Origin of the sequence: Psychrobacter sp. Arc29 (genome assembly GCF_041431175.1) — a bacterium.
Taxonomy (GTDB): domain Bacteria; phylum Pseudomonadota; class Gammaproteobacteria; order Pseudomonadales; family Moraxellaceae; genus Psychrobacter.
Map to the genome: position 1 here is coordinate 170,175 of NZ_JASMRR010000001.1, position 21,566 is coordinate 191,740.

Sequence of the window (21,566 nt, forward strand, 5' to 3'; positions counted from 1 at the left end):
TACACAGCTAAAAGGTATTAATAAAGAAACTATAAAATATATATAAATCATATACTTATACTATATATGTAATAATAATTACTTTTAATTACTATATTAAGGTATTTATAAATAATAATAATATCAATTACTTATAGCTGTTTTATTAAGCTATTACTATGATTACCTTATATTGCTACCCCTGTGGTATTTTATTACTTGAACCTATAAATGAGGTATAAAAAAAGCCCTATATTTAGGGCTTTTTGCTGATTGTGTTACTGGCTATTGTCTAGTGCATTGGCTAAGTTGCGGATGATATGGCGCGTGTCACTGGGAATGAACTTTGCATAGTGTTTGTGGATCATGTCTGTATTTACGTGGCCCAGTTGGTTGGCTAACCATTCGGCGCTGATTATGCCCGTTGATAGCACTTGGCTTGCATAAGTATGACGACCATTGTTTAAAGCGCGATAGGGTATGTCGCATTTATCAAGGTGGCGCTTCCAGCGTTTTTCAAGTTGAGGGTATGTGTAATGGCTACCGGTGCGCGGGTTGTACCAAAGCCACGTTAGATGCTGTTCTTCATAGGTGTGATTATCTCGCTCAAGTACCTTGACAGCTTGAGGGGCTTGATCAGTTATCGATTGGCGTTGATTGACCAAGGCATTCGCTACGATCGGTAGTAGTTCAATTTGCCGTTTGCGTCGTCGGTTTTTAGTCGCCTTATGAATGCCTTTCACAAAGCCACGTCTGATATATGCTGTTGCCTGATCAAAATCAATATCTTCTACGGCCAGTGGCATCAGCTCGTGACTGGATAGACCTGACCATAACATGACCGTCCATAAGTTCCGAAAGGTTGTGTCCGTTTCGGTATTGATGATTGATGCGATCTCTTCACGAGTGAATGGCTCGATGTCTTTGGGATCTTTTGCGTTAAGCTTTATGTATTGGCTTGGATCGTTAGGGTTCTTTTGATGACGTGCCCAATAACTCCATATTGATCGCCATAAACCTAGTATATCGACAATCGTTTTCGGTGATAGATTGACTCTAAGCACTTTATATACCCAATATTCGACATCTTCAGCACTGATTTTGCTTATTTGCTTATTTTCCCAATATGGCGTGATGTGGTTGGCCACTTTGCTGGTGTAGGTCGCCCAAGTCGTTGGAGAGACTGTACTTTGCTCGGCATTCTCCCAAACGGGGATGTAATAGCCAAAATATGATGCTTGTCGCTTTGGTGATGATGGGAATACGGCATCACGGTTGAATATGCCCATTTGTATCTGTTGCTCAACCATATCCGCTATTTTCTGCGCGTTAGCCTTGTTTGCTGCGGTTGGTGGTGTGTTTAGTAAGGTTTCGCTGTCTTTTTCACCGTTTATATACCAAATAATGCGAATACTGGTTTTGAGTGGTTCAATACTGGCCACTTTGAATGCTCCTATGACGTCAAATGAATGTAAATATCTCTTAAAAGACTGATATAACTAGCTTTTACACGGATTTGACGCTATAATAAAGGTCTGGTTTGGTAACTATTGAGCCACTTAAGAGTTCTTGGTTTGGGGCTTTGGCTCAAATAATTTGAAGAAGCAGCCCTCACAATTGTGAGGGCTGTTTTTTTGTCCATGGTATAGTCATTTGATAAACCTATCATCAATGATGATTGAGAACGGGTTGTCTAGATCCAGTTTCATTGTTTTTGCCTTTTTATGTGCCAATCTGGTCAGTTCGTCTATACCGTAGGGCTTGTTGTTATGTAAGATAACGCTACCTTCTGGCATTTTATTTACTGGGGATTTTCTACCCATGCGATCACGGTTTAGATGCTCATTGACCATGTTTTCATCAGTTGCTATGCAAACGCTGTCACGACAACGATATAAACTTAGTGGTAATGGCATGACTACCTCCTTCCCTCTATATTGTTTTGACAATCGATACAGCGGGTGACACCGCCTAAGCGCTGCCGGCGCTCAGGAATATCTTCGCCACAATCGATACACTCTGCCAGTGATGGCTGATCAAAACGTGCAGCCTTGGCTAAGTTACGTTCTAACTCTTCTTGCGCTTGGTCGTTGGCGCGGTCAATAATGTCGCTCATTTAGTTTATTCCTATTTTGATTTCAGTGAGTGATTCAAACTTACGTTCTTGGTAGACTTCGGTCTCACAGCGCATTTCAATCTTGTCTTTGTTGATGCTGTAATGCTTGCCTTGATAGAGATCGCGCTGCTTGTGCGTTGGGTGCATTGAGCAGTCAATCATCTGACCGCTCACCGTGTCGAAGGTCAGCCAATGTAAAGGGCTTTCACGGTTGTAAAGGAATAGGACGCGGACTAGGTTCATGACTTAACCCTCATGATTTTTGCAGACTCACTCAATATTCTTTTAACTTCCACTTTCGCGAGGTTAGCGATCGCTTCAAGTTGTTCCATCTCGCCATCGCTAGGCTTACAGTCGCTTTTGAACATTTGCAGCGTTTTATCAGCACTTTTTTGCAAAGTTTTATCGAGAGCGTCTTGATTCACCAAGTCGTTAATCGTGGTCGTCATTATCATCATTCGAAACGTTTCCATTACTTTGCTAGACTCTTGAGCCTGTCTTTGTCTTTCAGCATGTTGTGCGACGTGTTTCATTAGGTTTTGAATGTTCATTAGTTGATTTCCTTTTAAGTGAGACTTAGGTTTTTAGGCATTTCAAAGACCCAGCAACGAATGCTACGACCCGTGATCTGAGACGCTACGGTCTTGTTTGCTGCCACAAACTTGAACTGCCTAGACTGGCGTAGTGCGTGATGCATGTCGGATTGTGGCGGTAGGTCATAGCGGTACTCATTCGCAAGCTGATAGATCTCTGGCATACTGATCGCCAATAGTTCTGGGTTTTTGCTGTGGTTGATATGCAAGCGGCGAATATGATGACCAGCACCTTCGATTGCGTTGGGCGCTGCATTCAATCGTTCGAGCACGTCAAAGAACTGGATATTGAGCGGGTGCTCGGTATCAAGCGTCTGATCGCGTTCTGTTGCCATATTGAATACTTCCTGCTTTACCGCACCGTCCAAGCGTTGCAAATCTGGCAATACCAGTTTCATCGCATCAAACATGGCTAGTATCTGCGCGTGGCAATGCGCGACACGGAAAGCTTTGACACCGCTGTCTTTTAACCAATTCTCGTGCGCTATTTTGGTATCAAAAAATACCTGCAGTATCTTGTCTTCCATCTTGAGGATATCGACTAAGAAATGACTGACATCTTCGGTCTGTAGCGCCTCGATGCGTCTGGCTGCTGCTTCAGAATCTCGGGTCTGGTTGTCCAATGCAAAGAATAGGTGGCAGATACGGCTTAGTACTGCTTTGGAGGCCACCACGGGCAAATTCTGACTGATGACGATAGTGCCGCGAAACGGTGGCTCGTAGACTTCGTTGCCGGCTGACTTGACACCGCGTGTACCAATCGTGCCGCCGTCATATAGGTTTTTTAGCTCATCCCAATTGAACTGACTATTGCGACCAGTGCCGGCGCCGTCACGGTCAGACTCAATAAAGACGCTAGGCATATTTGAGGTTTGTGATAGTGAGCGCAGACGACCGGCTTTAGTGGTTTTGTTGGGATCGATACCCTCGTAGCCGTCACGACCTATCAAGCGCCAAAAAAAGCTAAGTAGAGTGGATTTACCAGTACCAGGCTCACCAACGATTTCTAAAAAAGGAAAGGACTTTTGACGGTCGCGTACTTGCTGGGCAAATAGGCTGCCCATGAAGCCGACCAGACTAATGACGCCTTGCACACCCCAGCCAGATATGATGTCTGCTAACCAGTTGGCTGGATCTTTGGGGCGGTCACCGATTCTGATATTTGGACTGGCAGCGAGTGTCTTTAGGCTTTTATTATTTGGCAGGTCAAAATAATCATCAGCATTGAGCGGGTAGCTCTGACCGTGACGGATGGCTACATCATTAAAAATGTAAGTCTGATGGTCTTTGCTATAGCCAATAAAATCGATGGTCTCTACCGTCTTGATACCATTAATCATGCGTCCTAGCATCACATCTAACTGCTTTGAATTGCCTTGATAGATGACGCCAGGTGCCACTGATAATAGGCGCTTTTTAAATTCACCCGCTGCAGAGAGTTGGCTACCGGTAAAGGTATTTTTGGTGTCCGCTTGTGGTGTGCGAATACGAAAAAAGTACCATGATTCATCGGTGACCAGGTTTTGCTGATAGTAGAGTGCTTGCGGTTGACAGTTCATGATCTGAGTGACGGTCATGCAAGACTGCATTAGGTCGTCATGCCATAGCTGTACGGCTTCTTTTAATTCTTCTTCAGTATTGAATAGATCCTCTGTCGGTTCGCTGTCCGCGTCCATTTGCTTGGCTTTATCAAAGCTTTCGCTGTCTACTTTTACCCAGTAGGTGCAACTGTTGAAAAACATATAAAAGCTAGTGGTACCATATTGGTTGTACGTCAGTAGCGCCTTGTCCTTTGCTGTCTCAGCAATAAGCAGCTCCCCATAAAAGCGGTAGCGTTCAAGGTCTGACTTAGTGAGTTTTTCCGCTTTGTGTAGGTCGTTCCAATCATCACCGTTACTGTATTCGCTCGACTGAGCCGCAGTGACTTCCCAGCCATTTTGACGTGCAGTGGCTACCAGTTTGTCAGTGGCTTTGCGTCCGGCATGGTCGCTGTCTAAGGCGATCACTAGCCTGGGTAGGGGCTTGCCAAGCTCAATCATTCGCGCTTTGATCTGCGCTAATGTATGCGCTGGGAAGTTACCAGCGGTGATATTGCTGATAGCATGTAGACCATTCTCAGTCAGTGCCATGGCGTCAAAGATGCCTTCAGTAATCCATAGCTCTTTTACATATGACCAGACACCATGCTGTAGGTGCAGCTTTGGCGGTAACCAAGCATGACCTTTAAATTTAAAGCCTGTTTGTACACGGGCCTTTTTTATATTCGCGGCGGGTTCTATCAGCCGTTCCCAATACCCTAGAGTTTGCCCTTCGCTGGTGATGTTGAAACGGACACTAGGACAGGTAAAGTCAGAATAGAAGTCTTTGAATACTTCTTGGGTATAGCTGCCTTGCCATTTGACAATATCAAAGCCACGTCCCGACTGAAGATAAGCGTCAGCCGTGGCATTTGGGTTGCTGGGTGTTGGTGGGTTTTTCTTCGTCCAATTGGCGAATATGTCTGGGTAAATATCGCGAGTAGATGCTTGGTAATTGCACTTATTAGCGCGGCCACACTGGATCGTCCACGGTGCATCAGCACCGGTAAATAATTCTTTTTTATTACATGATGGGCAGCGACCATAACGCAAAAACTGACGGTCGCTGGAGAATTTGAGACCATAATCTTGTACGAGGCGAGTGATTAGCTCGCTACGGGTATCATCTTGCATGGTTTGCATAATATTGCTCGTCTGGTTTGGTAGTTTGGTTAGGCATTTGCGCTGATTGGTTTGTCTTTCTGCACGTCTGGCTTGACTATCGAGCGTACATACTCTTGCTGAGTGACGAATATGTGTCCGCATTCGTCGTTTTTGCAGCGGTGTTCTATGTCGCGTAAGTAGTCAGTAATGACGCGGGTACGCAGGATTAAACAGTTGGAATGACAAGCTGGACAGCGCATATAAGACCTCTTTTAGTGTTTGACGATGAGTTGTAACTCTTTATCTGTTTCAGCGAGTGCTTGTCTCAGTGCCCAAGCGACAAACTCATCGACGCTTACTCCATGCTCGGCAGCCTTACGTTCAAGTAAGCGCTGCTCTGCAGGGGTTGGGTGGATATAGACATCGTTAGGCATGGCTGGTTACTCCTGAGGTACTGACCGGTGCTTGCGTCATCGCCCAAAAGTGACCTAATGGCATCTCGACTGTGTTTTGTGATGGCAGTATCATAGCGATAGGTTGTTCACGAAATACCAAGTCATGGATCTTGCTCATGGCAAGCTGTCTGACCAGCGTGGCCATCTCGATACCTGACCGCTCAGAATGGGCCAGTAATATCTGATAGTCGTAGTGATCAACACTGATTTTGATCGGGTTATCGCGTAGTTTTTTGGTGTTTGGGTTCATGGTTTGGTTTCCTTCTGGGTTTGGTTTTAGTGTTGCTTTGACTGCTCTAGCTCTAGACCAGCCTGATAGCGACGGTATGCAACATAGCTCATGGATCGAACTTCATTACCAGCTGTGCTTACCAACTCTTCATGTTCATTTGGCGTTAGCCGTAGCTGTATGGGTTTGCGTTTACCATCTTTTAGATGTGGCAGCTCTCCCTTGGGCGTTGCCTGTAATGTTGTTTCAGTCATTTGGTGGTATCCTATAGCTAATTGAAAGCGTGTTAACGTGGTACGGTTTAATAATACAGTCAAATGAACGTATTTGCAATCATATTATACATTCAAACGAAAATATAAGGGGTGTGCTGTGGAGTCAATTGAAGTGGGGAAGCGCTTAGAAGCAGAGCGTCAGCGTTTGGGACTTATGGCGGTTGAGGTCTATGAAGAGCCAACTATCAGAATTGCTCAAACAACATATAAAAACTATGAGACAGGCAAGCGCGATATGCCTTCATCATTGTTAATTAAGCTATGGAATATTGGGTTTGATGTGATGTATGTCTTGACTGGTCAGCGTTTGGAGGATATTGCGCTTGATGTAAGATCTCATAAGGATCTGCCGTCATATCATCAGAGATTGATTAATCTACCCGATATACTGGATCTAGAAAGCCCTTCAGATAGGCTGTTGGGTGCGATGTATCACGCAGAGGAAGCGTTGGTACAAGCCGGGGCAAATGCCAATGAAGACTATGACTATAAGATACTGGCAACATTAGGACTGGGTTTAATTGATACAGTCAAATGAGGCAATTGATTAAATGGTAGGCACAAAAAAACCAGTCACTCGGACTGGTTCCTCATACTATTGAGCTATTAAAACGCATTGTCTGACATATCTTTTTGACTGTGTACCAAGTCCAGTAGATCGCTGCTGGTCATGCTGATACGGGCATTCGGGTCTGCTACGTGCAGTGTCTCTGCCATATCAATAATGATGGCTCGCAAAGACTGAATGGTATCTTGCTGCTCTATATGGCTTTCCTCAAGGTACATAGCTCTTTCTATCCATCGCCGACTGGCATCGCATTTGTCTATCTCGTCTGCTGCTTCGTTAAAAGTAACTTGAGATAGTTCAAGCGCAATCTGGTCTGTCTTAGATTTAGGTAGTGGCGTTGCCTTATTAGACTGGTCATATTCTAATCGTATTGCTTCAATTCGTTGATCATCTATTTCTGAGCGAAAAGGTACGGGAGATGGCAAAATTAGTTTTGGCTCTGCTAAGTCGCAGAGCGCTTCAATAATTTCCATATGTGTAATGAGTTTGCCACAATATGCGTTGATGAGCTGTTGTACCTGATTGATGTCAAGCGTAATAATACTTATATGGTTAGGTGTATGATCAGTTTTGATACTGTACTGACGTTCACTAACAAATAGTGCATTAAATAAATTATGCAAAATACTTGCATGGCTTTCACTAATGTCAGTTTTCATTATCCAAGCTGCAGGAGAGTCTGTTTTGGTTAGCGTTGCAACTTCATCGATAGTTTCTTGTGCTGTGTTATACTGTGACATACTGATTAGCTCCTCGAGCTGATTGGTTAAAAGAGTTAACTTTGATCAAGTTGATTTCTTTTGTGGTGAAGGCAGACCGGTTACTTTGGCGAGTGCGGTTTGCCTTTTTTATACGCTGACATAATTGCAAATGACGATGCAGCAACTGCTGACCACGCATATAAGTATTGATCTGCTGGGTAGTATTAGGTCTATTTAACATTGCCGTCTTCTTTTTGTTGTTTAATCATTGCTTGCTCAAGGTGCATATGCATTTCAGTAGCTAATGTGCGATAATTTTTAGCTGCATTGTCTTTGAGCCATTGGTGTAGATCTTTAGACATTCTCAGTTTGTAAGATGAAGGACGACTGCGATTAACTTCCATAACTAAAACCTTGTTTGAGTAAATTAAAAACATATCCACTGGATATGTTTTAAGATTATACCCAGTGGATATTATTGTCAATACCCACTGGGTGTGGAATACTGACTTTATTTTGAGAGTGTCTATGACTGACCAACATACAACGGTTCAATACCAGCTTCGATTACCTGAAGAGTTAAGAGATAAAATAAAAAAATCCGCAAAGGCGCATAGTCGATCTATGAACGCTGATATTGTTGCCCGTCTTGAATCTAGTTTTGCGATAAATGAAGTATATTTCCCTGGGTATATACCTGGTTATGACAGTGGCGAACGTTATACTATCGGCAATGATTTGTTTGATGAAGCTGGATTAACTAAAGAAGAATTTGTTGAGTTTGTTCGTCTATTCATTAAGAAAGGTCTACATGAAGAAGGGAATAAATAACTGTGATTTACTTTAGAAAAGGATTTTTTGTGGGAGTTTTGGCACTTGGCGTGATTGGCTGTAGTGATCCTGAACCTCAAGTAATCGATATGGAGGAGATTGCTGCAGAAGCTGGACTGTCAGAAGATGATTACGTAGTTCATGAAAACGGAGCAATTGAGGTTAAAGGGTCTGAAGATAATTCAACAGCAGAGAACAAAGTTCTATGGTATCAAGATGATTTAAGCGAGCCTGTTGAAACTGTGGGCATGCTTGATGGGAAAGCTATTCTGGTTAGTGCAGGATTAGAACCGGCTGAAGTGGAAGACTCTGTCGATACTGAAGGTAAGCCTAAAAAACTGTACATCATGAATGACGAAAGCCCTTTATCGGCTTGGTTTTCTCATAGCCCAAACAATATCTCATTAAACTGGTATATGTATTCAGACGAACCTAAAACTACTGAGTACAGCCAACAAAGTTTAAAAGATGTTTATAAATTGGCTAGGGCTATGGCAGGTCGTGAGGGTGCGGATGCCGTTATGTACTTGTCAAATGGTGGCAAATACCGTAGTAAGCCAGTGGGAGGGTATCTAGCTACCGGCCAATGCAATAATGGGATTTGCTTCATTCATATAGACTTAAAAAGTTAGAAAATATTATGAATTTACAAAATAGTATATGGATGACGTTTTGGCTTGAGCACTTTTTGCAAAATGCTGAATTGGTTGAAGAATTGCCATTTGGCTGGTGTGTCTACCGTGAAGCGGTGGATTGGGACTGACAAAAGTTAAATAGTTATTGATGAAAGCATGTCACAATGGTACGCTTTAGTAAATAATGGTCTACAACTGTAACTATTCGTCCAAACGAACATATTCTTGTGCTATCCTCATATGTGACAAAAGAAAATATTTAGTAAAATTAACTATTTAGAGTCCATCATGTATAAAAATGACAAGCAAGCAAATAAGAGTGATAAAAGCAATTCAGGTATACCTGAAAACTTTTTGCCGTCTTTTTTGTCTGAATTCAGTGACCGCTGGAAGCGCTTTGATAAAGAATTTGATGAGATGGATGAGCGAATAAAAGAGCGAAAGAAACTAAATGGCAAAGCAACAAACCACGAAATCGATTTATGATTTTATATATCTAGATATAGATAGAATTCATTCTTATTACGCTCAGCTTATGGATGGCGTTCCTAATCAGAAAACATCTTCTAGTCGTGAACAGAAAGATTTTACTTATAAAGTAACAGCTGGTCCTCGCGATATTTTGCATACGGAAGGTATAAAAGGAGATAGTAAAGAAGAGTCTCTTGACCAGTTGATGGATATGCACCATGTTTTACCACGAGATATGATCAACCTCCTTGATGAATACAATCTAATTTCTAAAAAACTAGCTGCCAATAATTTAGGTAGATTAGTCATGATTCAAGGATTAATCAATTTTGCGGATTTTGAAACGCTCGGTAAAAACTCCGATAATGCATTAGATGCTCATAGACAACTTAATCAGGAAGCTGGAGAAGAGTTTTCAGATGAAGAAGAGTCTAATATGAAGACCGTTTTTAATGTCATCAATGCATACCCAATTGGCGTTCAAGCAACTATGCAAGTGAACAGTGGTACAACACAACATGCTTGGATGGCGTTAGATAAAAAATACTTAACATCGGCTCATTTGGTGTCTGCGCTTAAACATAAAACTCTATCTTCGGAAGAGTTCGTAGTTCTAGGTATCTTAGATGCTATACCTGATAGATTCGTTAAAGAAGATGCGAAAGATTTAGAGAAGTTCAAGGGTAATCTAGTTAAAGCAAACCCTTTCTTTCATGCTCTTTTTTCAATGAGCGATGCTTACAAGGAAATTATCGGCAGGCCGGATGATTTTTATGGGATAACTCCGATCTCTATTTTCAGAGTAATGAGAGCTAAAATAGAAAATTAAGAGTCATAATACATCCTTGCATTTAATGTCAGTGCTATAACTACTGCCTGATAGGTCATGACTAACATATAGATAGCATTTTATTAGGAATACTAGGACTGCTAACGTCAAATCAAAGCTCGCCACTTGGCGGGCTTTTTTGTTTGCGCTCGCTTTTTTTAAAGATGAATTCTATTAGATTTTGTTGAACTTAAAGCTTGAATGAACAGAAGTTAAATACTGATTGATGAAAGCGTGTCATAGTGGTACGCTTTATTCGTTATCAATCTATTGTGAGCCAGTTGATACTGGCTCATTTTTTATTTTTGCATACGACAAATAGTGACGAGTCTTACCCTTTCGCTCTTGATGCCAAGCCACATGTACAGGATAATAAATGTCTACCACGGTCGAGTTTTATAAAGTAAGTTTTTTTGAAGAGCCTGAGCCAGATGAGCAGGGTAATACTAAAGCAATCAGTGATTGCTTTAAAAAATTACTTATAGGCAATCATAGCTTTCAGGACAGTTACGACCGTGATTTGTATAAGTTCCAGTCAATTGATGAAAATTATATATGTGGAGTTTTTAGAAAAGTAAGAACAGGCGAACCCATAAAGGTTGGAAAGGCATGTACTGATGGTTGGGATGTAGCTATGAGTGATGATGAGGGAAAATTTGAAACTAATCATCTGGTTTACATTCCTAATAAGTGTATAGTTGCTTATATTAGGAATCATCATGGCAACCATTACAAAAGACTTGAAGATTGTTTAAATAAAGCATTCGGTGTTCAGGTTGAACTTTCACCCTTATTGACAAAGGGTACTTTGGAAACGCTTTTAAGTAATAAATCTGTCACAAAGCTACAAGCAAATATTCCGGTGAAACCTGACCTGATACCTGAGTATGGAGATAACTGGAGCACAGAAGCTATACAGGCACTGAGTAAGTCTGGAGCAGACACAGTAAGAATCGAAACTAATATCAATCTAAGAACTAGGATGCCAGGATCTATCAGTAATCCCCTGCTTGCTATACGTAATTTTTTAAATCTTGGGGCTACATCTGCCAAAGTAGAAGTGATAAACATAGACGGTGAGAAAGATTGGATAGACCTAATTGCAGATAAAATTGAGTACACTTTTAAGGACTACAAATATTCAAAAGAAACATTGCCCGATAAGAGTGTGTACGAAAAAATAATTAAAGCATATTTGGATAGACTCGATGAGATTAATGAAGCGTATTAAACCTTATAGTTGGCTGCTTTATGGTGCAGTAGCTGGGGGGCTCATATGCTATTTTTTAAGAGGTTTTTTTTTCGCTCAAGAGGCTGATTTTATCAAGGATATATTCAAGGTTTTGATACCTTTGTACGGTATCTTGTTAGGTTTTTTGCTTACGCTTATTGCAATAGTTGTGAGCTTAGTCGGAACTAAGCTAGTTTCCAATCTGATAAAAACAAGTCACTATAATAATTTGTTGAGTAACAGCAAAATTTTAGCTTTGCTTTACTTTTTTACTTTGATTATTGCTGTAGTAGGATTATTTGTTCAAAAATATCAAATTCCTGTATTCATCCTAGTTATTTTTTTATCAATAATGATTATAGTTTATTCATTGCGTACTGCTTATAAGTTTTTCCAAATATTTCATAATGTTGGGCGTTAAGTAGCTAAACTGTTTCGGTTAAACCCGCCTCGCACTTAATGCCAGTACTATAACCACTGCCTGATAGGTCATGTGTCACTTCTACGACTGTCCATTGATGCTCATCGATATATGGTCTAAAGCCTCGCACCGTCGCAGGGCTGTCAGCAATAATATCAGGGCGTGCCATCGCTAACGTCAAATCAAAGTTCGCTACTTGGCGAGCTTTTTTGTTGGCGCTCGCTTTTGCCTTGGATACCGCCTCTGATTTGCTCTTAGCAGGTTTAGTCAGTACATGAGACTTGTCATTGGGTAGGGCATCCATCGGTTTGGACTTACCGTCTTTGACGCTGATATGCTTAGTCTTACCAGTTTTATCATCATGATAGCTCGCTGTCGTCTCGTCATAGTCACTGGTACGATCAGCACGACTATAGCGATGACTGTCCCCAGACTGACGAGTGATAGTGACTGCTCCCAATGCCGCCCCTAAAGGTGATCTTGCATTGGCAATCGGTTTGATAATCAGCCGTCCCGCCTTAATCGTACACATCAAATCATGGTCATCACAAAGCCTGGTCAATAGATTGATATCACTCTCACGGTGCTGATCGATATGATCGATCATTATTGCTGACACTGCATTATCAATGGCCAATATCAAGTCATGACGTTTGGCCACACTCAAAGCTATTTCACCAAGCTTGTGCTGATGATAGCTGTCACTGCGTTTTACTTTCAGAGATGATTTAAAGTCAGCGGACTTGGCGCGGATCTGCAGCTGGTCAGGTGTGCCACTGTGCTCGGCTTGGTCAATAGTAAATGTGCCTTTGTCTATCATATCGCCAGTATCAGGCATCGCGAGCCATAGCCTTATCTCATTGCCATTGGTAGGTAAGGGCAGCGCTGCGTCATGATCAGATAGCGTCAGTGATAGCTCATCCGCTTCAGTACCACGCTTGTCTGTCATTGATAAACTAATCAGACGCTTCTCAACCTGCGCTGTGCGATCAATACCTTCGATTGTGAGTTTGAATAAGTTAGTCATACGTCTGCTCGATCCTGATCTAAGATGGCTACTTGCTCACGCTCGCTATCATCTGCCAGTTTTAGTGCTAAGCTAAAGCTAATTTTACGGCCAGTACCATCAGATAGTAGATGTGATTCAGTCTCGCTGATATCAGTGATATAGCACATGCCGTAGTAGTAACCGTTGCCTTTCATGAGCGCGTAGGTCTTACCAGTCGCCGCCATATCTCGTAATTCATCTAATGAGACAATACCTTTTGTGATTTCTGGGTACAGCGTACCTGATAGTGATATGTCGTCGTTATCTTGGCCAATATACTGCATATGCGGTCTGGTACCGACAGCGTTGCCGGTGCCAAAACGATAACCAGATTTGCGCGACAATTCATCAAATGCCGCGCTGGTGGTCTCAAATACAAACAATCCTAAACTGGCTAACATAATGAATCCTTAATCAATATCAGATAAGCGGCTACGCTGACGTGCCATTTGATTGCGTTGCTCACCAGCCAATACGCGCTGGACTTCACGCGCTACTGCTTGCGGATCGGTTGCGCCATTGATGTTGATGGTAATATTGCCACTGCTCATACTGCCCATCATCGCCATACTAGACTGACCACGAGGCGGCAAGATAGATTTGCGACTGTCGATACTGATTGGTGCATAATCATTGATTTGGCCAGCGATAGATTTAGTGGCACTGACGGGGATGCCAGCATTGGATAATATGCCACGTCCCAAGCCTTGCATCATATAACCGCCATAGCTGTCAAAGACTCGGCTAGGGCTGTGAATGTCCATTCCTTTTGAACCCGTAAATGCACCCTTGATACGTCCAACGATATTACTGATTGAATTGATAACCGCTTGCGCCCTGCCTAAGATGCCATTTTTTAGCCCTTCGAGCATATTGGCACCGTACTGTCTGAAGGTCGCACCCAGTCCAGCCAAGTAACCCCAGACGGCAGAAAACGCTGCCGTAAAGGCACTGACTGGACTAAAATTCGATATAAAGGATCTAAGTGCCTGAATACCCGTATTAAATATGGCTTTGATACGTTCCCAAAGCGCCGCAAACATCGGCCCTAGGGTGTCCCAGTTCTTATAAATGGTAAAAGCCAGTACTGCTAATGCTAGGCATAGTGCCAAAATAGGGTTGGCCATTAGCGTGAGCGTCAATGCTCTAACAGCACCACCAATCATACCAAACGCCTTGGCTAATAACCCCAATGGTGTCAGTGTCGTCGGTAGTCCCATTGTGATCAGTGATGCACGTAGTAATGCCATAGGGCCTAAGATGGTTAGCATGATCGCGCCCAGGCCACCAATGACGACTGCACCAATGGCTAACGTGGCGAACATTGTCCCTAGTACTGACATTAGCTGTGGATGAGCATTGGCGAACGCGGTCATACGCTGGGTCATCGCCGTAATAGACTGAATAAACTCACGTAGCGCACCGCCGTTGGCATCAAAAATAGAGGTTCTAAGGGCATCAATGGCCGACGTCATCGCTTTGAAGTCACCTGTTGTATTGTCGCCCATTGTTTTTGATAATCCAGCAGCTTCTCCTTGAGCGTTTTGCAAGTCAGTGATTAATGTTTGTAACTTGCCATTGCCAGCTTCAGCAACTAAGACAGCTAAAGCGCCACCGGCTTCTTCTCCCGCAATGCCCTTGAACAATTCTGATTGTTCTGCATTACCCAAATTTTTACTTTTATCGTGAATCTCTTTTAATATATCTGGCATTTGGCGCAAGTTGCCATTTGCATCAGAGGTCTTAATACCTAGTCTATCAAGTGCCTCAATTGTCGCTTTTGGGCCTGCTGCCATTCTAGACATAATAGCCCGCATAGCTGTACCGGCCATACTCGCTTGGATACCTGCATCGCCCAACTTACCAGCCATTGCTGCTGATTGCTCTAATGACACACCTAGTAGTGCGGCGCCTGGTGCGGCATACTTCATGGTTTCGCCAAGCATTTCAATATTTGTGTTTGAACGGGTGAAAGTACCTGCCAATACATCGCCAAGCTTACTCATCTTAGAGGGGTCGATCTTCATACCTGAAAGAATATTTGACGCGATATCAGCTGTTCGGTCTAACTCCATGCCACCAGCTAAAGCAAGATCAAGCATCCCCGGCATGGCAGCTTTCACAGATTCAGGGGTAAAACCAGCCATCGCTAAGAACGTCTGTCCAGCCGCGGCATCGGCTGATGTAAAGCTGGTAGATGCTCCTAGCTCTTTGGCTTGTGCAACAAGCGCTTGATATTGTGGACTGTTTTTATCTAAACGGGTGACCGCCTGAACTTTACTGAGGTTCTGTTCTAGGTCTAAGCCTGGTTGAATGAACCGTGCACCGGCATAAGTTGCTGCTGCACCACCTACGGCCAGACCTAGGGCCTTGTTTCGCATGTCACCCATTTGCTGTGATTGACGTTCAAGCTGTCGAACCTCGTTCATTCGACGGCGCTGTTCTGCCAGCTGCTGATTGGTACGCTCGATATTACGCGCAAGCTCACGCTCATGATCAGATAGATTATTGGTGCTAATACCTGCATCTGATAAACGACCACGTAGCTGCTGTAAATGCTGCCGTTGACTATCAAGGCGAGTATTCAAGCGCTGTGACTCACGCCCTGCAGCCTCGAATTGACGTACTAATGCGGCGCTAGGATTGGCCGTATCGCGCATTTGCTGCTCTAACTGCTGTAGTCGGGCACGGCTACGAACAGCGGCCTCTGAGGTATCAGCTAGCGCTTGTTTTTGTTGTCTGAAGCTATTGATCAATCCTTGCTGTGACTGAAGTTTACGCGCTGCTTGTGCTGTCTCACCAAACTGACGACCTAAGCGATCGGCTTGGCTACTGAGTGAGCGCATGGGTGCAGTCATGCGGTCGATAAGTTCTATCTGTGCTCGAAAGCTTAGGTCTGCCATGTATTTGCGCCCACTTTATTGTTGATATCAATGATGATGATGTTGTCCTGGTTCCCTCATTCGTGAGGGAACCAAGTTATCATTCATCAGGGTTATTACGGATACGCGCTCGTTCGCGCCAATCAGCAAGCTCTTCGATCGTCATGTGATACATCGCGTCTGGTGTCCAGCCGAACACCAAGGCGATGTCTGCCATGCAGTCTTCTACGCGGTTGGGATAGCTGCGGTTTCGGTTTCGGCTTGCAACTGATGTTTCGCTTTGGTAAAAAAACCTGCAATAGTTAACCCCACATCCATCAAATCAGCGGCATCCATGTTTTTGACTTCATGCTCATGGATGACTGGGTTACTGATACGAGGGAGTACTACGGCTAGGGCATCGACTTTGGCCATTGAAATATCAATCAGTGATTGGCCACGTAAGTCACCACCCATCGGACGACGCAGGGTGAATTCTTTAATCTCTTTTTGCTTGTCGCCAGTACCGCGAATGATAGGGTAGTCTAGTTCGATAGTTGGCATTTCTACGTTGTTCATGGTGTATCCTTAATCAGTAATTTTTAGTCGATGTTTTAATCAAATAGGTGTCTGGTTTGGTCACTTAATTTGCATGATCAGTTTAGACGGTGGTAAACATTCCCATGGCTTCACGGATCTCTTTTAGTCGGTCTTCGCCATTGACGATACACTTCATGGCCATGGCATCAATCTCAATGATATCTTCACCGTCTACGACCAGCTTGTAATACGCCAGTGCATACTTGAATGACTCTTCTGTGTCGTCGCCTAGCTTGGCGCTACCAGGGTCGATCTCTTCTAAGCGACCACGGCAATAGATATCGACCGCTGACACACTGCAGTCATCATCACGCTGATACGCACCTGAATACGACAAGACGACCTTATCAATACCAGCACGCGCAAAGTCGCGGTACAAATCTGCTTCGTGACCACCGCATTTGATGGTCATCTCCATGGCTTCTTGGCCCAAGTCAACCTTGACCGGCATATCCATACCACCAGCGCGATACTCTTCGAGCACACGAGTCAGTTTGGGCAGCTCAATCTCTGGGATCTGACCTTGATAGCGCTTTTGGTTACCAAGGCCTTTGTAGGCCATGAAGTTCTTTAATTTACGAGGTAACATAGGGGTTCCTTTTTAGTAATAGGGTCGTCAGGTGGCTATTAGGCCGCTGCTGCTACCAAGTCGGCAAAGTTGACCAGGTATGTATCAGTGATCGTCTGATTCAGGTTAAGGTTTTCTAGATTAGGCACTGGGGTAAAGTCATAATCTAGATACAGCTTGCCTTGCATGAGCAGCGTTTCGCTGTTTAGCTCGGTGTTGTACCAACACTTTGCACCGATTAAATAGCCGAAGTTGACCATCTCCTGCAGCTTGGCATTGATAGCACGAATGATGTCACGGACAGTCGTTGGCGATAGCGGTTGATCGATGAACTGAAAGCACCCATTGATGATCGTATCGAGCAAAAACTGTGAGGTACGCACGACTGGCTCAAACATATACTCAGCCTGATCAGAGCAGGTATGACTGCCCCAAAATCGAAAGCCATTGTGTTGGATGAGGCTGGTCACGTCATTCGCGTTTAGGTAGCCGACCTCAGTATCTGGGTCTTCTAGATCCCAGGTACGTGGATATTTGATACCACTAACAGTATCAATGGCAACGTTAGACAGCGACTTGACGAAACTATACTGGTGCGTCTTGTCTAAGTGAGCGCGTAGAGCTGCGGCCACGGCGATGATTGGGGTTACTTGGGTCATGGTTTTATCCTTAGTTTATTAAGCGTAGGCCGAAGCATTGGCTTCTATTTCTGCCAATAATTTATCAGTTCTAAATTTATCAATAACGATTTGAGCAATCGCCTCTTGGCTGGCTTTATGACCAGCTTTAGCATTAGTCACTAAGCGCTCAACAACGGCGCTAAGCGATAAGTATTTAACCACTGGCGTCGGAGGTTCGGGCGGGGATGTTGCGCCGCTGCCAAAATTCAATATCGTACTAGGCTCAGTTAAGGTTTCAGTAAAATTAAGTGTGACAAAGCCTGTTGATTCACTCATAAATCACCTACATGCAGCGCATCTGCCACCGTTATAAAATCTCCAGTCACCGCTTTTTGCATAGTCGAGGCGACAGTATCGTCAACCGATGTGATGAATACCTTAATACCAGCAGCAAGATTATCAAAACGATAATAACCGTCCGAATCTGACCAGCAGGTACTAATTAACTGTCCTGTTCGCCTATGAAAACACATAACCCGCCTTGAAACTGGCACGCCTTTATTTAGCACTCGACCCTTAATAAAGCCATTTTCACCAGTCCCATTTACTGTGTTGTTGCGATAAACTAAAGGCAGTCTAAATACCTTTGGTTTGTTGCTGTTAATAATAGGCATATCAATCAATCCCCTAAGTCAAAAGCAAGATAACCCCAAACATTATCGGCAAAACCATCTCTTGATAGAGCAACCAATAAAACCTCATCCGTCACCTGAATATCAAACTCCAAGCTGTCGTTAAAGTTGTAAGGCAGTAGCAACAATCTTGGTGCGATTGCTCGCAATTTATTTTTAGCACCTAAATAAGCGGGTAGTCCTACTAGATTGTCGGTGTTTAAACTATTAACATCCATCGGGTTGTAGGTGGAACCGCTATATAAAATATGATCTTCTAAGCCGTCAACGGACAAGCTGACCAACTCTAAGCCACCAACCCCCATAGCATCCTTGATAAAAAACCCAACCGCAAAAGGATTTGATGAAGTCTCTAAATTATCAGGATTACCTCCCGCCGCCGCCGCATTGAAAGCCCAATAGATAGGGCTTGTATCATTTCTATTGATAGCCCCCGCCCAAAAACAATTAAATTTATCATCAGGATCAAAACTTGGGATATCGCCAAACGCGTACCAGTCGCGATTTTTCAACGTATCAGGATTGTATCGCTGCCAATCTTGCAAAAAGTAAAATACATCGCCATTGCCTACAATCACCCAGCTATTTTCTTTAGTATCAAGCACGGGGTGGTTTTTTTCATACGCCCTTGCTTGATACCAAAAAAGCTGGCCATTTTTAACGGTTGGTCGGTTGTTATACGAGTCTGTATAGCTGTTTATTTGAACACCTAACGTTGTCATATCTTCACACATATCGACCATGGCGCGTTTTGCTGGATTCGATGAGTTGTAGCCATGGCTGGTCGGTAGGCTCATATCAAGATATAAAACTGTCCGCGTACCTTGTAAATTAGCGCTACGATATGCACGTTTTAACGGATCAGTTGTGCCAAAGATAGACTCAAAACCTAATGGTGCTATCTTGGTTTTTATAGTGCCAGTCACGTTGTTTACACCAGCGGCATCAATCACAATCGTGGTGTCTGTTTTACTAATAATGCGATGCACGCCATTAAGTTTGCTGTCATCAGCGCCGCTAATTAAAATTAATTGCTGTAATTCATAGCTATGCACCTCAGCATAGGTAATGGTTACGTTTAACGCTGTTTGTACTGCGCTTTCTACTGTCATATCACCAAAACCCAAAACAAGGGCTTGATCTAAGGCTTTTAGCATCTGTCCGTTGCTATTGCCTGTAATTTGCTGCGCACCTAATTGGCCTGAGTGCATCCATGTAAATCGGTCGTCTTGCATAACGTATATCCTTGCTTATGATTGAAGGCTATAAAGTGTCTGTATAGCTAATTCTTTGGTTTGCTTTGTCAAATATCCATTCAATATCTTCCCCTAATAAACCAGTAATAGCGTAATTAAGGGCATCAATATTGAGGTCGTTCAATAAATGTTGCGTTAACTCTGTCGTCGAAGCGGTGGATGTAATGCTTGATCTAAGGCCGCCTGATTTATTTGGTTTAAGAGCATCTAAATAGACCAGTTCGCCAGCTATGCTATGATTTTTTAAATACCACCCCGACGCGGATATCACTGCCCCTACTGGTGCTGGTGGCACGATTGGCGGCGGGGAAATTACTTTCCCGGCTCACCAAAAGCCCCTTCAATCAGCATCAACTCACGAGCCGCAAACGTATCGCGATAAGCGGCAATATCTTCTTTCACTGTAATCAACGTACCGTCTTCAGCTCGCGGTGAGGCATATACAAACGCTCGGCGTTTTTTGGCGATCTCAATCAGCTTACGTGTCATATCTGGGGTATCAATTTCAGGCGCGATCAAAATCTTTGGCGTAACGCCAAGGCGAGATTGGCAGCTCAATAGCATATCTACTGTCGTCAGATCGACCGGCTCAGATACTCGCAGAACAACAACAGTCGTATTCTGGATAGATTTAATCGTGCGTAAGCATTGATGCAATAACTGGTCATCGCTACCTGCGTTAGTAACATCAGTCGTGGTAATGCCGGTCAGTAGTACCGGCGTATCAAGAGGATAAGCGGTGTCATCAGCGTCAGCGCTAGTACTGATGAGTGCTATCGTGCTTGTACTGACGGACTTGATAATTGGCGTGATATTACTGGTCTCAGTAGCAGTGACGCCGTGATGGTAAGTAGTTAATGCCATGGTCTAGATCCTTTTTTTGTCCAAAATAAATAATGTTTTAAGCAGTACGTAACCACTTGCCGACGACTTTTGATGGCTGAATGTTGTTGTGCGCTTCACCGCCACCTACAGCGTTAGTCTTGATATTTGCAGCGCTGGAACTGGTGTTCTGAGTACCAGCGCGAGTACCACCATCAATACTGCCACTATGCATATCAACGGTATGCTCATGATTTGGAATCTGTGCAAGCGTCAGAGTTTCCTCATTTTCACCAAACTCATTACCGATAGTTTTATAGTCGCTAGGATCACTTGCTTTTTTAGATAGTCCGACAAGGGTTCTGCCCTCAGCAAATCGTTCCCACGTACCATAGCCGTGATGGGTAGCCACCGCAGCCGCATCCAGATGATTGATAGTTGTCTGGTAAATATCGCCAACTTTATATGGCTGTAAATCTAAAAGTCCCGCGATGCCTTCCTGTATCTCGTCTATACGATCTGAAAGTAATTGAAACTGAGTAGCCATAAGCTCATCCTGTAATTGATTGATAATATCGTGTAGTTCACTCACTAAAGATTTCAAAGCAAAACGGTCGGTAACCCAATCGCGAGTAGCGATGACCACATTGCCATCCATTTCAATGACAACAGTCGCAAGGTTGTCTGCAGTAATCGTAAATATAAGCTCCATGTCACCGCCAGCTCCCTCAGTCAGCGTTGGGCGATAACCACCGTGAAAGTTACCCACGTAGACAAGCTTGCCACTACTATCGGTAATTCCCACTTCATGTAAGTTAAAGCCGCCTACATTGGACGGGACAACTGCAGATACTTCAGCCGTCGTGTCATTGACGATCTTGATAGATGTTACAGCTACTTTTGCTCTTTGATTCACCAGGCTAGTCTGAGTCAAACGCGAATCAGGTAGATATGGCTGATCATTAGCATCACCTAATACCACATCCGTTAATGCAAGCTGTGAACCCGCTTGTGCATTGGCAATAAATGACTTGCCATAGTCAGTGAGTAATACATAGTAGTTGGCCATTATTGTTACCTAAAT

The 21,566-nt window shown here is 43.5% G+C and carries 32 protein-coding genes; 8 read left to right on the forward strand and 24 right to left on the reverse strand.

Going from position 1 to position 21,566, the window contains the following annotated elements; genetic code table 11:
* Positions 1 to 257: 257 nt before the first annotated feature.
* The 10 genes from QO189_RS00745 to QO189_RS00790 all read right to left on the reverse strand — a co-directional run bounded on the left by QO189_RS00745 (position 258) and on the right by QO189_RS00790 (position 6,307).
* Positions 258 to 1,421, reverse strand: coding sequence for a tyrosine-type recombinase/integrase (locus QO189_RS00745; RefSeq protein WP_371531125.1), 1,164 nt, complete (start codon positions 1,419 to 1,421; stop codon positions 258 to 260).
* A gap of 207 nt (positions 1,422 to 1,628) precedes the next feature.
* Entirely contained in the window at positions 1,629 to 1,895 is a 267-nt protein-coding gene (locus QO189_RS00750; RefSeq protein WP_075106291.1) for a hypothetical protein, read from the reverse strand.
* 2 nt (positions 1,896 to 1,897) lie between these two features.
* Positions 1,898 to 2,095: a TraR/DksA C4-type zinc finger protein gene (locus tag QO189_RS00755; RefSeq protein WP_160021621.1), complete on the reverse strand. Its 198-nt coding sequence runs from the start codon at positions 2,093 to 2,095 to the stop codon at positions 1,898 to 1,900.
* Positions 2,096 to 2,338 carry a hypothetical protein gene (locus QO189_RS00760; protein ID WP_371531126.1) on the reverse strand — a complete coding sequence of 81 codons (243 nt, stop codon included), beginning with the start codon at positions 2,336 to 2,338 and terminating at the stop codon, positions 2,096 to 2,098.
* Positions 2,335 to 2,646, reverse strand: coding sequence for a hypothetical protein (locus tag QO189_RS00765; protein WP_371531127.1), 312 nt, complete (start codon positions 2,644 to 2,646; stop codon positions 2,335 to 2,337). Before QO189_RS00765 ends, QO189_RS00760 begins: the two co-directional genes overlap by 4 nt.
* Positions 2,647 to 2,660: 14 nt before the next feature.
* Positions 2,661 to 5,408, reverse strand: coding sequence for a toprim domain-containing protein (locus QO189_RS00770; RefSeq protein ID WP_371531128.1), 2,748 nt, complete (start codon positions 5,406 to 5,408; stop codon positions 2,661 to 2,663).
* 29 nt (positions 5,409 to 5,437) lie between these two features.
* Positions 5,438 to 5,629, reverse strand: coding sequence for an ogr/Delta-like zinc finger family protein (locus QO189_RS00775; RefSeq protein ID WP_075106284.1), 192 nt, complete (start codon positions 5,627 to 5,629; stop codon positions 5,438 to 5,440).
* Positions 5,630 to 5,641: 12 nt separating this feature from the next.
* A complete protein-coding gene (locus QO189_RS00780) occupies positions 5,642 to 5,803 on the reverse strand; it encodes a hypothetical protein (protein WP_160021626.1) in 162 nt (53 codons plus the stop codon).
* Positions 5,796 to 6,074 (reverse strand): hypothetical protein, encoded by a 279-nt coding sequence (locus QO189_RS00785; protein WP_075106283.1) that lies wholly within the window; start codon positions 6,072 to 6,074, stop codon positions 5,796 to 5,798. Before QO189_RS00785 ends, QO189_RS00780 begins: the two co-directional genes overlap by 8 nt.
* 26 nt (positions 6,075 to 6,100) lie before the next feature.
* Entirely contained in the window at positions 6,101 to 6,307 is a 207-nt protein-coding gene (locus QO189_RS00790; protein ID WP_319050012.1) for a hypothetical protein, read from the reverse strand.
* A 118-nt stretch (positions 6,308 to 6,425) separates the two neighbouring features.
* On the opposite strand from QO189_RS00790, the gene QO189_RS00795 reads away from it, so the two are divergent.
* Positions 6,426 to 6,866 (forward strand): helix-turn-helix transcriptional regulator, encoded by a 441-nt coding sequence (locus tag QO189_RS00795; protein ID WP_160021629.1) that lies wholly within the window; start codon positions 6,426 to 6,428, stop codon positions 6,864 to 6,866.
* 68 nt (positions 6,867 to 6,934) lie between these two features.
* On the opposite strand, the gene QO189_RS00800 is transcribed toward QO189_RS00795, so the two are convergent.
* Positions 6,935 to 7,636, reverse strand: coding sequence for a hypothetical protein (locus QO189_RS00800; RefSeq protein ID WP_371531129.1), 702 nt, complete (start codon positions 7,634 to 7,636; stop codon positions 6,935 to 6,937).
* Between the two features lie 191 nt (positions 7,637 to 7,827).
* Complete coding sequence (locus QO189_RS00805; RefSeq protein ID WP_160021631.1) at positions 7,828 to 8,001, reverse strand: hypothetical protein; 174 nt, start codon at positions 7,999 to 8,001, stop codon at positions 7,828 to 7,830.
* Positions 8,002 to 8,125: 124 nt separating this feature from the next.
* On the opposite strand from QO189_RS00805, the gene QO189_RS00810 reads away from it, so the two are divergent.
* The 7 genes from QO189_RS00810 (at position 8,126) to QO189_RS00840 (ending at position 12,015) form a co-directional block, all read left to right on the forward strand.
* Positions 8,126 to 8,428: an Arc family DNA-binding protein gene (locus QO189_RS00810; RefSeq protein ID WP_160021632.1), complete on the forward strand. Its 303-nt coding sequence runs from the start codon at positions 8,126 to 8,128 to the stop codon at positions 8,426 to 8,428.
* Between the two features lie 29 nt (positions 8,429 to 8,457).
* Positions 8,458 to 9,060, forward strand: coding sequence for a hypothetical protein (locus tag QO189_RS00815; RefSeq protein WP_371531130.1), 603 nt, complete (start codon positions 8,458 to 8,460; stop codon positions 9,058 to 9,060).
* An 8-nt stretch (positions 9,061 to 9,068) separates the two neighbouring features.
* On the forward strand, positions 9,069 to 9,191 hold the full coding sequence (locus QO189_RS00820; protein ID WP_371531131.1) for a hypothetical protein: 123 nt from the start codon (positions 9,069 to 9,071) through the stop codon (positions 9,189 to 9,191).
* 160 nt (positions 9,192 to 9,351) lie between these two features.
* Positions 9,352 to 9,549, forward strand: a complete 198-nt coding sequence (locus tag QO189_RS00825) for a hypothetical protein (protein ID WP_075106277.1) — start codon at positions 9,352 to 9,354, stop codon at positions 9,547 to 9,549.
* Complete coding sequence (locus QO189_RS00830; RefSeq protein ID WP_160021634.1) at positions 9,515 to 10,363, forward strand: hypothetical protein; 849 nt, start codon at positions 9,515 to 9,517, stop codon at positions 10,361 to 10,363. Before QO189_RS00825 ends, QO189_RS00830 begins: the two co-directional genes overlap by 35 nt.
* A gap of 376 nt (positions 10,364 to 10,739) precedes the next feature.
* A complete protein-coding gene (locus QO189_RS00835) occupies positions 10,740 to 11,594 on the forward strand; it encodes a hypothetical protein (protein WP_371531132.1) in 855 nt (284 codons plus the stop codon).
* Positions 11,581 to 12,015 carry a hypothetical protein gene (locus QO189_RS00840; protein ID WP_205962057.1) on the forward strand — a complete coding sequence of 145 codons (435 nt, stop codon included), beginning with the start codon at positions 11,581 to 11,583 and terminating at the stop codon, positions 12,013 to 12,015. The genes QO189_RS00835 and QO189_RS00840 overlap by 14 nt, the downstream gene beginning before the upstream one ends.
* A 4-nt stretch (positions 12,016 to 12,019) precedes the next feature.
* Here QO189_RS00840 and QO189_RS00845 read toward each other — a convergent pair whose 3' ends face one another.
* The 12 genes from QO189_RS00845 to QO189_RS00900 form a co-directional block, all read right to left on the reverse strand.
* Positions 12,020 to 13,042, reverse strand: coding sequence for a contractile injection system protein, VgrG/Pvc8 family (locus tag QO189_RS00845; protein WP_371531133.1), 1,023 nt, complete (start codon positions 13,040 to 13,042; stop codon positions 12,020 to 12,022).
* Complete coding sequence (locus QO189_RS00850) at positions 13,039 to 13,464, reverse strand: phage tail protein (RefSeq protein ID WP_371531134.1); 426 nt, start codon at positions 13,462 to 13,464, stop codon at positions 13,039 to 13,041. The genes QO189_RS00845 and QO189_RS00850 overlap by 4 nt, the downstream gene beginning before the upstream one ends.
* A 9-nt stretch (positions 13,465 to 13,473) precedes the next feature.
* A complete protein-coding gene (locus QO189_RS00855; RefSeq protein WP_371531135.1) occupies positions 13,474 to 15,966 on the reverse strand; it encodes a phage tail tape measure protein in 2,493 nt (830 codons plus the stop codon).
* Positions 15,967 to 16,045: 79 nt separating this feature from the next.
* Positions 16,046 to 16,162, reverse strand: a complete 117-nt coding sequence (locus QO189_RS00860) for a GpE family phage tail protein (protein WP_075106269.1) — start codon at positions 16,160 to 16,162, stop codon at positions 16,046 to 16,048.
* A gap of 8 nt (positions 16,163 to 16,170) precedes the next feature.
* Positions 16,171 to 16,503: a phage tail assembly protein gene (locus QO189_RS00865; RefSeq protein ID WP_371531136.1), complete on the reverse strand. Its 333-nt coding sequence runs from the start codon at positions 16,501 to 16,503 to the stop codon at positions 16,171 to 16,173.
* Positions 16,504 to 16,585: 82 nt separating this feature from the next.
* Positions 16,586 to 17,113: a phage major tail tube protein gene (locus QO189_RS00870; protein ID WP_286797811.1), complete on the reverse strand. Its 528-nt coding sequence runs from the start codon at positions 17,111 to 17,113 to the stop codon at positions 16,586 to 16,588.
* A 38-nt stretch (positions 17,114 to 17,151) separates the two neighbouring features.
* The gene (locus QO189_RS00875) at positions 17,152 to 17,751 is read right to left on the reverse strand and encodes a phage tail sheath C-terminal domain-containing protein (protein WP_371531137.1); all 600 of its coding nucleotides are present in this window, start codon (positions 17,749 to 17,751) and stop codon (positions 17,152 to 17,154) included.
* Between the two features lie 18 nt (positions 17,752 to 17,769).
* The gene (locus QO189_RS00880) at positions 17,770 to 18,048 is read right to left on the reverse strand and encodes a hypothetical protein (protein ID WP_371531138.1); all 279 of its coding nucleotides are present in this window, start codon (positions 18,046 to 18,048) and stop codon (positions 17,770 to 17,772) included.
* On the reverse strand, positions 18,045 to 18,386 hold the full coding sequence (locus QO189_RS00885) for a hypothetical protein (RefSeq protein ID WP_371531139.1): 342 nt from the start codon (positions 18,384 to 18,386) through the stop codon (positions 18,045 to 18,047). Before QO189_RS00885 ends, QO189_RS00880 begins: the two co-directional genes overlap by 4 nt.
* 5 nt (positions 18,387 to 18,391) lie before the next feature.
* Entirely contained in the window at positions 18,392 to 19,639 is a 1,248-nt protein-coding gene (locus QO189_RS00890) for a hypothetical protein (RefSeq protein ID WP_371531140.1), read from the reverse strand.
* Positions 19,640 to 19,972: 333 nt separating this feature from the next.
* Entirely contained in the window at positions 19,973 to 20,524 is a 552-nt protein-coding gene (locus tag QO189_RS00895; protein WP_371531141.1) for a hypothetical protein, read from the reverse strand.
* Positions 20,525 to 20,561: 37 nt separating this feature from the next.
* Entirely contained in the window at positions 20,562 to 21,551 is a 990-nt protein-coding gene (locus tag QO189_RS00900; RefSeq protein ID WP_371531142.1) for a phage tail protein, read from the reverse strand.
* Positions 21,552 to 21,566: the final 15 nt, after the last annotated feature.